Genomic DNA, 13,941 nt, shown 5'->3' on the forward strand with positions numbered 1-13,941 from the left:
CAACCCACCGGGACGGGCGCTTCACCCTGCCACTTGACACCAACCCACTCCATATCAGAGGCCCAGTGTGGGCAGGGTGGCAGCGATGGCGTCGGCGTACGCCTCTGCGCCCCTCGCGTTCGGATGCCCGATTGATGCCACGGTGGTGATGGGATCCGCGGGGAGACAGGCGGCCGAGCGGGCGCTGGCGACTGGGTCGAGCGGGAGGAGTCCGGCAGGGGACAGGCCGACGCCGAAGACGTATGGGTCTGGGGCAAAGATCGCATTCGTTGGCCCGAAGGCGGGCACAGCGAGCGCGACTCGCGGGCTTCGGGCGGCGACGGCCGCTGCCAATGATGCGTTGGCGACGGTCGCGAAGATCTCCGATCGAGTGATCAGCCTGCGGCGCACCCATTCGTACAGCGCGGCTGTTTCCAGTGGGCCGAACCCGACGGGCCCCGCGCCGAGCACTGACGGCACCACCAGGCTGCCGAGCAGACCGAGGGCGCCGATCGCCGGGAACAGCAGTCTCATGTCTGACTCGTCGCTGACGATCTGGTAATAGCCGGTCACCACAACGGCTGCGGATGGGAACGTGGCCAGCACAGTGGGCAGCAGAAGCCCGATGCCGGCGGAGCAGGCCGCGGTGGTCGCTGCGGACAGGGTGGAGTCCGACGCTAATGGGTTCATGATCGTGGTGATCCCAACGTCGTTCGCGCCGCCGTTCAGTATGACGAGATCGATCTCGCCGCCTTGTCCAGCGGCGAATGTGCCGGCGGTCCAGCCCGTGACCTGCGCCGTGACCGACGGCACGCGACTCGGGCACTCGCCGGAGAAATCGCCCGGAAGACGGGGCGCCAAGGGATCGGGGCCGTCACCCGCGCTCGGGGCGATGCGGGCGCCGGAGTGCGCGCAGCGGTCTGTGGCGAAGACGGCGATCGATCCGTTGTAGCGCGCGGTCAGCCTGTCGGCGACCAGCATGGAAAACTTCTGTGACTCCAGCAGGCCTTGGCCCCAGACGACTGAATCCCCGAGGGAAGCGATCCGGAATGTGTCAACGTTGACGACGACAGACCCGATGGACGTACCGAGGTCGAAGACCTCGATTGTGACAGGTTCGCCACGCCGGTCTGTGTCCACCGGCGGCCGAGCTGGACGGTGCACCTGCACCTCGAGTGTGTGAGTGTCGAACACCCACACCCGTGTGTTAACACCGTCCACCGTTGCCGTGATGCCCGAGCCGAATCCCGTGCCCTTTAGCTCCGCGTCTGCCCCCGGCTTCACGCGGGGAGGTGGCGCTACGCCCGTGAGCGAGGCGCGCACGTCAAAGCGCGTGCTGTTGGAGCGGCGGTAGCCGCGCTTGATCTGAAGAACTTTGCGCCCAGAGGCGATGGCCGGCGGAGTGAACGTCAGCGTGGCCTGGTCGACGAATGTCGTTGGAGCGACCACCGCATCGATCACTACGGCATCGCCGGGAGAGAGGTTCCGACCCCGGACGGTGGCTGCAGCTCCCCCCTCCACACCGCTTGCGGGAGCGACGTCTAGCACGATCGGACCGCCGTGGAAGACGTTGATGTCGCCCGGGAGCGCACCAACGTCGCGGCGGGGGGCACCCAGACCGTTCGGGATGACTGCGGAGATGCGACCGGCGGCGGGCATGAGGCTCGCCCCCAGGCAGCTTTGCAGTGCGGCCGCGAAATCCACCGCGGCTTCGTAGTCGATACCGCCCTCATCAAGGTCGGAGCGCGTCACAAAGCCGACCGGGCCGTCCCCGACAGGCTCGGGTGCCAACACGTCGATCCGGCCTGTTGACCAGCTGATCACTTCCGCCGGCCTGGTACCTCCGCCGGCAAGTGGAAACAACACGGTGCGGGGTATCGTCGGGAAAGTGCCAAGTATCGCGACGGGATCCCAGGACGTGCCCGCGTTCGGACTCAGGGAAGTGATGCCGTCGGCGTCGGTAAGCACGATGACGACCTCAGCGCGGCGTCCAGCGGCCACGCTCTTGGCCAGTCGCGAACCAGCCGCACGAATGTCCATCAGACAGCCAGGTCCGAGATTGGGCCAGGCGCCGGTCACCGGTGCGGGCGGCGGCCAAGGCTCCAGCACTCCGACCAATATGGCCCGGCGGGCCATCACAGTCAGCTCGTCGCGGGCGAACGCCACGTGGACAAGGGTGTCCAGCAATGGATCCGGGTCGGCGACGTCCGAGGCGCCGAGCGCCACCGCCCCCGTTACTAGCACCGCAGTCGCCTCCCAGCGCCACCCGTACTCCGGCTCACGGTCCATTTCGGCGAGGCGCTCCGGCGACCAGGGATCGACTCGCTCGTGGTGCGCGGACAGCAGTGTCACAACGGCGGCGGCCTCCGAAGTGGTGACCAGATCGGAATAGGTCTCGTGCTGCTCGTCGGACTCTCGCGTCCACAACCGTTCCGATAATGACCGGAGGTGACCGATTACTCCCCGAACACCCAGGTCGTGCTCCAGAACATCCACCAGGTCGCTGTCGTCTAAACTCGTCACAAATCAAAGGTACGAATTTCAGATGGTGCCGACTACACCTCGGGCCAATCTTTTGTCCATGGAGCATTCTATGGCCTCCAGCGAGACCCGATTCTTCGAGAGTCGGAGGACATGAAATTAGCCGGGTAGCCTCCGATAGTCACGGGCTACCTGTTGGCGCGCACCCAGTTCAAACGCTCGTCACACCAAACGGCTCAGGACACTAGGCGTACCGGTGATACCACAACTTGCGCACTGCCCGGTCGAGGGCAAAGTACTCGTCCTGCGCCAGAACCAGGCGAGTGACTAGCCGCCGCAATCCCTGCCGGGAAGAACCGAGGCGAGGCGGAACCCCAATGCCTTGTCGTCGGCCCCCGCATCGAGCTTGAGTCCCGCGAGAAGCCGGAGCGGGTTGCCTGTCAGGGTAGCCGCGAGAGCCTTCCAATCCGCCGCGTACGAGAGGTGCAGCGAGACGGCGGCATCACCCCGGGACCTCCGCTGGATCTCCGTCGATATCGGCTGCAGATCCCTGCGGGTTCTCGCTCGGATGCGGCCGCCGGCCAGGTCGGCGAGCAACGCCTGGCGCCACTCCCGGTAGTTCGACACCGGCCGTTTGTCCCGTTCGCGGAGGGCGATACGGATCAGCTCGACGGGGGTCCGAGGCTCCTTCGAGAGAAGGTACGGCAGGAATGTCGGCGCCTTGATGTCCACGGACGCGATATCTCCCTCGCTGGCCTTCTCGACCTATCGCAACGTCCGCATCAGCCGCTGTTCGTCCAACTTGAGCGAGCCGTCAGGAGCCAGCGAAGTCGCGAGCATGATCCGGGCGCGTTTCGAATGCAGCACGTGCTCGGCACGTTTGTCCAGGCTCTGTCGCCGGTCCGAGATCAATTCCGCGTAAGAGTGGAAGAGCAAGGCCCCGTAACGGAAAGATGCGATCTGGCGCGCCGGATCGTCGAGCGGTCCGAGCTCATCGAGCGACGGCTTCCATCGGTAGTCGAAGGCCGAGAGTTCGTCGCGCACCTCTCGGGCGAGCGCCGGATCCACCGGAGGCAGCTGGCGGAGTGCATCTATTGCAGGTCCGCGCGCCTTGTCGTACGCCTCGGGGTGGACGCGGACGTCGACGAGCGCCTCGTGTTCCTGGCCGTTCACCAGGTCAACCAATGACGACAGCCCCGAGATCCCCGGTTCCCATGTGATGTAGTAGTCGAACAAGGGAAGCGCGCATCTGCACTCCCACTTGGATAGCCTGCACCTCGAGACAACCCGACGCCCACCCAACACGACGCTTCCTCGTCTTGGGACCTCAACCGCCCATAAATCGCCGTTCCAGCACCGGACGGCCGGTGAGCCAGACCTATATTCGCGCGGCATGATCGCGCAAGGACTCGTCGATGGGGCAGCGACCTGAGGATGTTCGGCCGCATCAGGACCTGGTCAGACAAGCTTGACAGGTCAGTAGCAACGTATTCCTGTCGTCGTTATCTCAAGGCTGCGATCCCCGTTTATCGTCGAATTGCCATGGACTATTTCTCCGCTGTCAAACCTATCGACTCGGGAGAAATATAGATAGTCTCCAGATTGCCAGAGGTTGTAACTGTCCGGCAGATTGCTCGGATCATCCTGACTGTCGATGAGGGCTTCAAATGTGATCCGCTTGCCATTACCAAAGTCAGTCTGATTGTCGGACCAAGGGACCCACATATTCACTCGCCGATTTTGCCCCGACCATACTTCTAGATATTTCCCCTCGCCGCCCGTGTCACTGGGCGTTTCGAGATTGCGCACGATGTAGAGGGCGCCGGCAACCGTGTTGGCGACAGACTTGATCGCTGTAACTCCCATTGGACTCCGCTCCCCCAGAGGCGCTCGGATGTCCGCGAATCTTCGCTAGCTAGAGACGCCTCCAAGATCCGACCCTCCTCGCCAGGTTGATGTCTGTCAACGGTCGGATTGCGGATCCGCGGCAGTTGGCGTCGTTCAATCGTTTCATCCGAGGGCTGACACGCGATGGTCAGGCGGACGGCGCAGCGTTGGTAGTCAATACCGCCCGACTCGCGATGTGCCCTCACGGTCGAAGCTGCGACACGCGATTTGGGAAACCGAGGGACTCCGCCGCCAACAGCCTCTCCACGCCAAACGAGACATCACCAGTTCGATCGGCTTCGACTCCGTTTGACTTCGTCCAACAGCTCTTCGTTCCCACGCTGTTTCCCGCTGAGCTGCTGCAGGCGAGACGGCCACAGCGCCACCTGGTACGCGGATCCACCCGGCATCGTCTGAGTCTGACGGCGGACCGCCCGATTGACCCCCGTTCTCTGGCCGAGGCGAGTTGTGGACGAGTCGGGGACGGCCTCTGCGGCTGGGAACCAGAACACGCCCGGCGTACCAGGCAGGCCGACGAGAACGGGGGGAGCCGTCCGGGGGACGCAGTGTCACACAAACGACTGCTGAAACGCCAGACCCAGTCAGATCGACGACACGAGGAGGAAGAATGCGGATTCCAGTCAAAAGCAGCAGTAGTCACGATGGCATGTGCGGGAGCCATCGCACTCTCAGCCGCACCAGCTCAAGCCACGTCGTACGGCCGTGAGATCGGACCGAACTCGACCATCGACTACGGGCGCGAGCTCGGAGAGAACTTGTCCACAAACTGCGGTGTAACGCTCACCTACAACAGCTACACGAAGTGGGCATATGCCGAGGTCATCAGGTTCAGGCCGGGCTGGACGTGCAAGGGGTTCGTGAAGAACTCGCATGGCAGTCAGAGCTGGACGAGGCTGACATCCGACAGCGCATGGAGCGGCGGAGTCTGGCGCGCCAAGGGGTACAAGGCGCAGGCCTGCGTGTACGTCTACTACAAGAACCGGTACAAGACTTGGGCCTGCACCAAGTGGCACTAGCGACCGACCTGAAGTAGGCAGCTTCTGCGTTGGATCAGGTGGGGCGCCTTGTAAACCAACTGAATGGCAGAAGGCTGTTGCCGAGCGCAACAAGACCCCTCGACTTCTGAGTGTCGAGGAGGTCTTGCGTTGGATCAGCCAGGGCAACAAGGCCGGGGATCACGTGCTTACGTGCTGCCCTGGCTGGTCTTCATCGGGACTGGGCTCGGTGTTGTACCAGTTCGCCAGCGAGCCACCACCTGCGTCGTACGCCGTGTGGACTCGATGCCACGGTTCCTTGGGCCTGGTGCAGATAGCGGTGTACGGGCCGTACCGCTTCGTGACCAGGCACAGACCCGCGTACGGACTGCCATCGCCTACGTCCATTCGACGCCCCTGCACACGACTCCTCCCCTCCTGATTTCCGGTCGCCATGCTCGGAAATCTAGCGTAGATCTCATGATCACAGCTAGTCGCGAATGATCACTCCTTGACGCCCGATCTCGCGGCATGACGACCGATGGCTGAGCAGGCAGGATCGGAGGTGTGGATCAGGAGGAGCTCGACGCGCTGGTAGCGGGCAACGTCCGTGCTGCCCGTGCACGGCTCAAGCTCCGGCAGGAGGATCTGGCCGACGAGCTCGGCTGGTCCAGGCCGGTCGTCGGGACGCTCGAGAACGGCAATCGCCGCGTCACGCTGGCCGACGCCGTAGCGCTGTGTCGCGCCCTCCAGATCAGTCTGCCCGACCTGCTCGCGGGTGCACCCGCGGACGTGTTCGAGTCACTGGGAATCGATCGCCACAAGGCCTGAAGACAGATCGATCAGGCCCGCCGATAGCCCGGCTGTGCACTGAGGGTGTAAGAACATGGAGAAGGCCCGTCCGGCTTACCCCCGACCGGACGGGCCGATTCTCTGCGCTGAGCCGTGTGTTCTTACGGAGCCGCCTGTCGGAATTGAGTCGACGACCTTCTCATTGCGAGAAGGATCTTCGGCGTCGCATCGGCTCTCTACCCACGGCTCGAACCCCACACAACCCGCAGATTAAAAGGGGCAATGATGCGTTAGCAACCAGCCTCTCTAGGCGTCAGAAGTCTGGGTTGGAAGGGACTCTGGCCCCGCCAGTCGACTCTCCTTGACGCGATTTCGCACCACGTTTGATCCCACGGCGTCGGTCCAGCCGCGCCCCTCGCCGCCGGTGGGGCACCGCACGACCCCCACCTGTGCGGCGGGACAGTCGGCAAGCCACGTCTCAACACCGCGGGGGACCTGATACCGCTAGGCTTGTCGGCTCGCTTTAATCGTTCGATTAACTGTCCATCGTTCGAGCGTTTGATCGCTCCAGCCGGACATGGATGTCTCCCGACCAATTGCATTGCAAGCTGGGGGTGTGGGTTGCACTCTGGGAACGTAGCCAAGGGGGTCTCGATGGCCGCACACCGATCAGTCCATGTCGTCTTCGCCGTGATGGCGACACTGTTGCTCGTTGGCGGCGTCTACGGGATCGTCCGCGTCACCCTCGCTGGTTCATCGGGGTCGGGCGCACAGCCACCATCCCCTACCAGTCCTGCAGGATCGTGGACGTCGCCAGGAGGTCTCGGGTCCCCAGCCGGAACCGCCGGGACCGGGTCGAATCAACCCAGCGACAAACCAACAGGCGGCTCCAAGCCGAATGACTCGGGAGCGATCAGGATCTCCGGCCCGACAGTCGACGACGTGTACTCCCAAAAGGGCGGGACTGGCAAGTTCCCACCGGGAGGCGACTGCGCGCTCCTCTACAATGAGCATGCGGACGTTCCGGTCCGGATCCGCTCATACAGTGTGCGAGGCGCCCAGGTTCGGATTTCCAGGAAGCCATGCCCGGACATCGAGCTATTTCCGGGCTTTGAACAAGGCCAACCGAGTACCTGCTCGGCCGGCACTGTATTGGAGCCAGCTCCAGCCGGACATTCGTGCAGCATTCATTTCGAAAGACCTCTCGGCCTCGAGGAGGCAACAGCCACTTTCTCGATCGAGTTGGGGATAAGGTGCACCTCGCGTGCTGATCGACCCTGCGACCGCCTTGGGGCAGAGCATTCACCGACTCCCAAGCATCCTGTCGCGGCGATCGTGACCACCAAACTTAAATTCCTTTTCTACGCGGATGAGTCCAGCGGAGACACCGTCCCACCGAATCCGCCCGAGTCGAGCGCCCCAACAGATCCAGTCACATCCGAGCCATCGAGGCCCTCAAATACGACGCCACCCCCCACGTCCTCTCAGACGCCTAGCGCACCTTCCGCGAGTGGGACGTGATGCCAGTCACCGAAGCTGATCCCGTCCCCGAGGCGCCGCTGTTGGGGAAGCCGATGCGGGAGCGACTGTGGGCGGTGGCCAACGTCATCGCGCCAACAACGGTAGTGACGACGCTGCTGTTCTACTTCGGATATGTGGCCACAACCGCGCGCTTTCGCTATTTTGGTGTCTACCTCGACATGGTTGACTTGACACTGCAGGAAACGCTGCTCTACGGAGCAGAGGCTGTGTATCCGCCGCTCATAGTTGTTGCGATCATCTGCCTCCTCGGCCTCGCTGCGCACACAACAGTCCGGTGGCTGCTGTCGTCACCGGACCGCGATGCCGTCACCGGTTGGATTGGACTCATTGCAGCCCTCGCCGGAATGTTGGCATTCACCAGGGGGGTCATCGGGCTTCTCGTTCCGCGTGTGGCTCGCACCGAGGCGATCGCAACAACGCCCGTGGCCCTCGGATGCGGGGCGCTGGCTGTTGCCTATGGCTGCTGGCTTCTGCGCACAGTCGGTCTCCGCTGGGACCGGACTCGCCGCCGCCGAAAAGACGTCGTGGAAGAGGGCCAGGCTGAGAGCCCAGCGTCCGCCGCGGCTGGCGACGCTAAGCTAGCCGACTGGCTAGAATCGTCTGCCGTCAGTCGGATCTACAGGTATGCATTGGCGTGGGTTGCGGTGATCGTCGTAGCCGGCTCCTTCTGGACGGCCAATAGTTTCGCCGCCGCCTATGGGCGGGGCAGAGCACTGGACGACGCTGAGTCGCTCGACGGTCGCCCCGAGGTGGTCCTGTACACAAAGGAACCCCTACGAGATCTTCCCGACGGTGTCGAACAGACGGTGCTTCCGAGTGCGTCGACAGAGTCGCTCCGCTTCCGCTACAGGGGCCTGCGGCTTCTGGTCGAATCGAATGCCCGGCTCTTCTTGGTGCCCGCCCGCTGGGTCGCTGGAAGCAGCGGAACAGTGGTTATCCCATATGACGACAGCATTCGCGTATACCTCACCGCCCGGTGACCACCCTGGCATGCACCCGCGAAGATGGTCCGCCCATGACGAACGCTCCCGTCGGGTCTTGGGAGACGGTGAAGGGAGACGCGGCCAGTTCGCAGCCATGCCGTCGTCCGCATCCCGTCCTCACCGATCGGATTCTCCAGGCTCTGCCCATAGCCGCCACGCGCCCGTCAAGGGACACGGTGTCGTCGCACTCCACGATCCCAATTTCCTCTCCCTATCCTCGACGACTCCGGCCGCGAGCGTGCAGGAGACCAAGGCCAGGGAGAATCCGACATCGCCAGCGGCAGCTCGCGTGCCAGATGCATGTCAGACGGAGCGGCCGATCACGGTCCGCCGCGAGCAACAATGGTCACGGCAACGTGGTCCGCACGCCGAGCCGATCTACGCTCATTCGGGCGTGGGCATCGAATATGCCTTGGGGCAGCATCCGCAGGGCGGAGGACTCGAGCCTGCCGGGGGGGATTATGAGTCCGACGGCCGTTGCCACAGGCGCCTACTTCAGGCTTACGGAGTTCGTGTCTCGACCCGATCTGACCACTCTGCCAACACCATTTGACTCCATTTGGCCCCACGACCGGCCCCACGCCGCCGGCTCTTCTCGCGGCCGCACCTGCCGGATACGACTCTTGTAGATCAAGGGCGCGCCTACCGCGCGGGGTGGGCGAGCCCATGCGGCCTGCCGGCCGAACCTCGCACACCCCGCGCGGAGAACGGACCCAGACACCTGTTCGCAGAAGTACCCGGCACATCCGAGTCCTTGCGTCCGACCGCCGGTTAGCCCCGTCCCCCTGCCCGCTCGATTGTCCGGCCACCACGTGCGCCGCGCTGGCGGGATTGGCATCTATCAGGGGGACGGGGCAGGTGTGGCGACTAGCCACCCTTTGGCTTGGTCAGGTGGCGGTAGATCGCCCACAACACACCGAACAGATACGACGGAAGATCGAGCGTCGAGTACACGAACTTCAGCAACTCGCTCGTGTCCATGTTCTGGAGCATCTCGCCAGATCGATCCAGGTCGGCGAGCTGATTCGCTGCCCAAAGCATCCAGACGACCAAGAATGCGAATACCCACATCACCGTCTCGCGAGTCTGAGCGGGAGATGGTGCGCTGACCCCTGTCAGGGATGTAGCGGGTTCGGCGACTTGGATGCTCGCGGCATACATCTGGGCGGCGGCCATGACGTTGCTCATCTGCTCACCGAATGCCGGATTGCTCACCATCGCGGCCATGGAGACGGCGCCCACCAGCCTGCCCGCGTCCAGACCGAAGGCAGAGCTGTTCGCCATCGCGGCCTTCGAGGCGGCGCCCACGATCCCGCTCGCAAAGCCCGGGTGGTTCGCCATCGCGGCCTTCGAGACGGCGCCCACCAGCCTGCCCGCGTCCAGACCGAAGGCAGAGCTGTTCGCCATCGCGGCCTTCGAGGCGGCGCCCACGATCCCGCTCGCAAAGCCCGGGTGGTTCGCCATCGCGGCCTTCGAGACGGCGCCCACCAGCCTGCCCGCGTCCAGACCGAAGGCAGAGCTGTTCGCCATCGCGGCCTTCGAGGCGGCGCCCACGATCCCGCTCGCAAAGCCCGGGTGGTTCGCCATCGCGGTCTGAGCAGCGACACTCACCACCTTGCTCAGCCGCTCGAGGGTTTCGGGGCTGCTCGCGGCGAGAATCTCGGCAAGCGTACGAGGCTTACGGCGGCCGTCGTTTGGCTCAGCCGAGGGTGGCTGTTCGTCCATGTCTACCTACTCTCGAATACTTGTTCGAGGATATCGCTTCGCCCTGCCAGATTCGGCCACCAACGAGCTCGTGTCGCGTGTGCCCTCTACGTGCCGTAACCGGCGGTCGCTCGGGGTCACTAACGGGGTGTTGCAGGGATGTGTTTTCGACCCGGTAACGCCGTCCTGGTTCGAAAGGCTGGACGGCGTGAACGACGCGGTTCGCGAGCAGGTGGTTTGGCTGTCGTTCAAGGACCTCGCCGATGCGATCACCGGCATCATGGCCAGGTGTGAGGACGAAGGTTGTCTACCGGCGCTGACTGTGTCACTATTCGAATGTTGCGAACGTTACTTCGCTTGTTTCACCTATGGGGGCTGCCATGACTGCCGAACTCTTAGAGTCGCAGACCTACCTGCCTGAAGAGCAGGATCAGATGGCCAAGCTTGCCAGCTTCCTGGACGCGCATCACAGCAAGCGCGGCGAACTCCCGGTGCGCCGCTACTTGCTTGTGGGAGCCGAGGAGCACGAGCAGATTGAGGTTCCCGAAGCGCTTCACAAGGTGCTTGTGCAGGCCGTAACCGCTCTGACGGCTGGCAAGGCAGTGACAATCTCGCCCACTAGCCAAAAGCTCACGACTCAGCAGGCGGCCGACCTGCTCGGTGTAAGTCGGCCAACTGTGGTTCGCTTGATTGAAGAGGGTGAGCTCCCAGCGGAGCGGATCGGGAACCGTCGGAAGGTTCTGCTTAGGGATCTGCTGGCCTACCGTGACGCTCGCCGTCGGCGGCAGTATCAAGCGATCTTTGACACCTCAGTCGATGTGAGTGACGAGGAGGATCCAACTGTGGTGCAGGAGAGACTCAAGCGGATCCGAAAGCAGCGCGCCGAGCGGCGGCGGCAGTCCAGCAATCTCTGACAGTATCGAGGAGTGTTCGCCGCGCTCCTCGATACCTGTGTCCTGTGGCCCAGCAAGCAGCGGGACTTCCTGCTACGCCTGGCCGTCGAGAATCTCTACCGTCCGCTCTGGAGCAGCGAGATCCTCGAGGAGCTGTACGAGTGCGAACTCGACAAGCTCACGGAGAAGGAAGGTCTGACCGAGGCCGAGGCTAAGACTCGTGCTGACCGGCTCATCGCGAACATGCGCACGCACTTCGATGACGCCGAGGTACAGAACTGGCAGCCTTACGTGGGCACATTCGAGCTCCCTGACCCTAACGATGAGCATGTCCTCGCGGCCGCGGTTGCAGGTCACGCAGGCGCCATCGTGACGTCGAATCTGAGGGACTTCCCTGCAGACAAGATCCCACCGGGTATCCAAATCGTCACGCCCAGCGACTTTGCCGCTAACACCGTCGCGGTTGCCCCGGACGTGGCCCTGGGCGTCGTTGCCAGCATCTCGGCAGGATTCAGCCGACCGCCCATGTCGGTGGACGACCTACTCTCCATCCTGCGCGATCGCTACGGAATGCATGAAGCGGTCGACCTGATGAACGAGGCGCGATGAGCCGGGTCTCGGCCGGCCAACCAATCAAGAACAGACGCGGCAGGCGGGGCCTCGCGACTCCGGGATGACTCCAGCACGCCCTTGGCACCCGCCCGGTCTGCCAAGCCGGACACTGGACCATTGACCGAATTATTACCCGGTCGCTAATATGCGAGTATGACCAACGAAGGATTGAGCGACTTTCTGGTCCGCATGCGTCGCGAACGCGGGCTGAGCCAAGGTGACGTCGCACGGACACTCGGGCTCTCGCAGCCCGGGTACAGCAACATCGAGCGAGGCAATGTGCGCCTAAGCATGAAGTACATCCCAGCCCTCGAGGAGATCCTGGGACTGAGGCATGCCGAGCTGGTCGACCGCATGCTAGGCCTCACCACACCCGTCGAGCGGGCGGTGGTCGCCGACCAGGAACTGAGAACTACGCAGGCCAAGCGCCTACTGTTGCTCTTGTACGGCGAGCTCACGGGCCGGGACTCCGTCCGAGTGCTGTCCCTCTACGAGGGTGATGGCAACGCAACGTGACACCAGGACGGCCGTCGGGACGTCCGCGCATACTCTCGATGTATGGGCTTCTGGGATCCAGATACTCATTCCGATGTCGTCCGCGCGATGGGCGAGTACGACCGCGCCGGCCAAGGACGCATCCTCTCGGAGCACGGCTTCGGTCGCGCATGGACATACGTACTCTTGCACGACAGTAAGAGCTACGACTCAAAGGCGGTCCTCGGAGTCGCGTACAAGTTCGCCACTGGTCGGCCGCTCGGTGCACACGACTTCAACGGCGGGCTACAAGGCGCGGCCGCTGTGCTTCGCAGCCTCGGCTTCGAGGTTCGCAACCTGCGAGATCTCCGCTCCGATCGCTGACCCACGAACACCGCACCATGGCGGTACCGCGGCTGGCTCGGCCGCGACGACGCACGGTTTAGGAAGCCGACGCATCCCACCGACATGTGTCTCTCCAGGCGTAACCAGCCACCACTAGCTCGGTCGACCGGTGATGCATCGCTCCGAGAGCCGACGATCTGGCCGGCGGGCCAACCTCAATAGAGGTACCGGCACAGACTCTCGCGCGATCCCACGGATGCCTGACCGACCGCCGCCTGCGCCGCAGCATGACGCGCCCTCCTGACCTGGCGGCATCCGGGCCTGGGATCATTCTGTGATGAGCGATGAGGCACGAGAGGTTACTGAGCGGCAGGGTCCTGCGGTCGAGTCAGCGCCCGACTCGATCGAGGTCGAGATCCAAGAGCTGGACGCCAAGCTGGCAGAGCATCAGGCGCGAGTGGCCAGCCATCAGGCGGCGCGGGAAGACACGCCCTACGCAGAGCAGCGAACCTACATGCGCCGCGTAACGACTGACTTCATCACCGGCGTCGTAGCTGCCCATTATGCCTTCACCCGATACCCGGATGGCGGCACTTGGCTGCTCTCAACCTTCGTTGAAGACTTTCTCGAGTCGCCGGTGTCTATTGAGATGCTGGCGCACAATGGTGTCTTCAACGTTGGCCGCCGTGAACTTCGCTACTTGCTCGAAGCGGCCGTCAAGCGCACTTACGTCGACGAAGTCGCCCCGCCGGGCTCTAGCCTGAACGATCGGCTTACCCTGCTACATAACGACGTCCCGCGCTCGTCTGTTGACGTCATCGATGCGCTGACCCTCCGGATGCTTCCGGACGCCGATGAGTTCAGATCGGCCGTAAAGAGCGCATTTGGCGCCCTGAGCGGCTACACCCACCCATCCCGCAAGCAGTTGGACGAAAGGCTGGCGCGAGCAGCCGGCGGCCAGTCGATCGGCTTCGAAACCGCGGAGACGCTGAGGCCGTTCAATCGTGTCCTGTTCCAGGTGTATGACCTGGTACTGACGCTCATCTTCGAGGGCATCGGGCCCGCCTTTACTGGGGACCTGTTCATCCAGGCATTCGACGACGAACGTACATGGAAGTTCCACAAGGGGCGGTTCGTGCGGCTAGTCTCGCAGCATTTCGACTACAAGGCGGAACGTCAACAGCCAAGGTGACGTCGGTGACCGGCGGATTTCAAGACCGTTGGTCAGCGCATGTTTGATCCATTTGAGCCTGA

The 13,941-nt window shown here is 63.5% G+C and carries 13 protein-coding genes; 8 read left to right on the forward strand and 5 right to left on the reverse strand.

Going from position 1 to position 13,941, the window contains the following annotated elements; all coding sequences use genetic code 11:
• Positions 1-54: 54 nt before the first annotated feature.
• The 4 genes from E0H75_RS07095 to E0H75_RS07110 form a co-directional block, all read right to left on the reverse strand.
• On the reverse strand, positions 55-2,502 hold the full coding sequence (locus E0H75_RS07095; protein ID WP_131512362.1) for an IPT/TIG domain-containing protein: 2,448 nt from the start codon (positions 2,500-2,502) through the stop codon (positions 55-57).
• Between the two features lie 285 nt (positions 2,503-2,787).
• Positions 2,788-3,192: a hypothetical protein gene (locus E0H75_RS07100; protein ID WP_131512364.1), complete on the reverse strand. Its 405-nt coding sequence runs from the start codon at positions 3,190-3,192 to the stop codon at positions 2,788-2,790.
• A gap of 33 nt (positions 3,193-3,225) precedes the next feature.
• Positions 3,226-3,696 carry a hypothetical protein gene (locus E0H75_RS07105; protein WP_131512366.1) on the reverse strand — a complete coding sequence of 157 codons (471 nt, stop codon included), beginning with the start codon at positions 3,694-3,696 and terminating at the stop codon, positions 3,226-3,228.
• A 240-nt stretch (positions 3,697-3,936) separates the two neighbouring features.
• Complete coding sequence (locus E0H75_RS07110) at positions 3,937-4,326, reverse strand: hypothetical protein (protein ID WP_131512368.1); 390 nt, start codon at positions 4,324-4,326, stop codon at positions 3,937-3,939.
• A 683-nt stretch (positions 4,327-5,009) separates the two neighbouring features.
• Between E0H75_RS07110 and E0H75_RS07115 the strand changes: the two genes are divergently transcribed.
• The 3 genes from E0H75_RS07115 (at position 5,010) to E0H75_RS07125 (ending at position 8,656) form a co-directional block, all read left to right on the forward strand.
• Positions 5,010-5,384 (forward strand): hypothetical protein, encoded by a 375-nt coding sequence (locus E0H75_RS07115; RefSeq protein ID WP_131512370.1) that lies wholly within the window; start codon positions 5,010-5,012, stop codon positions 5,382-5,384.
• A 525-nt stretch (positions 5,385-5,909) separates the two neighbouring features.
• Positions 5,910-6,173: a helix-turn-helix domain-containing protein gene (locus E0H75_RS07120; protein ID WP_165553494.1), complete on the forward strand. Its 264-nt coding sequence runs from the start codon at positions 5,910-5,912 to the stop codon at positions 6,171-6,173.
• 1,481 nt (positions 6,174-7,654) lie between these two features.
• On the forward strand, positions 7,655-8,656 hold the full coding sequence (locus E0H75_RS07125) for a hypothetical protein (protein WP_131512374.1): 1,002 nt from the start codon (positions 7,655-7,657) through the stop codon (positions 8,654-8,656).
• Between the two features lie 870 nt (positions 8,657-9,526).
• Here E0H75_RS07125 and E0H75_RS44915 read toward each other — a convergent pair.
• Positions 9,527-10,384 carry a hypothetical protein gene (locus E0H75_RS44915; RefSeq protein WP_420323278.1) on the reverse strand — a complete coding sequence of 286 codons (858 nt, stop codon included), beginning with the start codon at positions 10,382-10,384 and terminating at the stop codon, positions 9,527-9,529.
• A gap of 359 nt (positions 10,385-10,743) precedes the next feature.
• Between E0H75_RS44915 and E0H75_RS07135 the strand changes: the two genes are divergently transcribed.
• The 5 genes from E0H75_RS07135 to E0H75_RS07155 all read left to right on the forward strand — a co-directional run bounded on the left by E0H75_RS07135 (position 10,744) and on the right by E0H75_RS07155 (position 13,879).
• Positions 10,744-11,277: a helix-turn-helix domain-containing protein gene (locus E0H75_RS07135; protein WP_131512378.1), complete on the forward strand. Its 534-nt coding sequence runs from the start codon at positions 10,744-10,746 to the stop codon at positions 11,275-11,277.
• 12 nt (positions 11,278-11,289) lie between these two features.
• Positions 11,290-11,865, forward strand: coding sequence for a PIN domain-containing protein (locus E0H75_RS07140; protein WP_131512379.1), 576 nt, complete (start codon positions 11,290-11,292; stop codon positions 11,863-11,865).
• A 156-nt stretch (positions 11,866-12,021) separates the two neighbouring features.
• Positions 12,022-12,384, forward strand: coding sequence for a helix-turn-helix domain-containing protein (locus E0H75_RS07145; protein WP_131512380.1), 363 nt, complete (start codon positions 12,022-12,024; stop codon positions 12,382-12,384).
• 42 nt (positions 12,385-12,426) lie between these two features.
• Positions 12,427-12,726 carry a ScoMcrA-related endonuclease gene (locus E0H75_RS07150; RefSeq protein WP_131512381.1) on the forward strand — a complete coding sequence of 100 codons (300 nt, stop codon included), beginning with the start codon at positions 12,427-12,429 and terminating at the stop codon, positions 12,724-12,726.
• 298 nt (positions 12,727-13,024) lie between these two features.
• Positions 13,025-13,879: a hypothetical protein gene (locus tag E0H75_RS07155; RefSeq protein WP_131512382.1), complete on the forward strand. Its 855-nt coding sequence runs from the start codon at positions 13,025-13,027 to the stop codon at positions 13,877-13,879.
• Positions 13,880-13,941: the final 62 nt, after the last annotated feature.

The organism is Kribbella capetownensis (assembly GCF_004331485.1).
GTDB classification, from domain to species: domain Bacteria; phylum Actinomycetota; class Actinomycetes; order Propionibacteriales; family Kribbellaceae; genus Kribbella; species Kribbella capetownensis.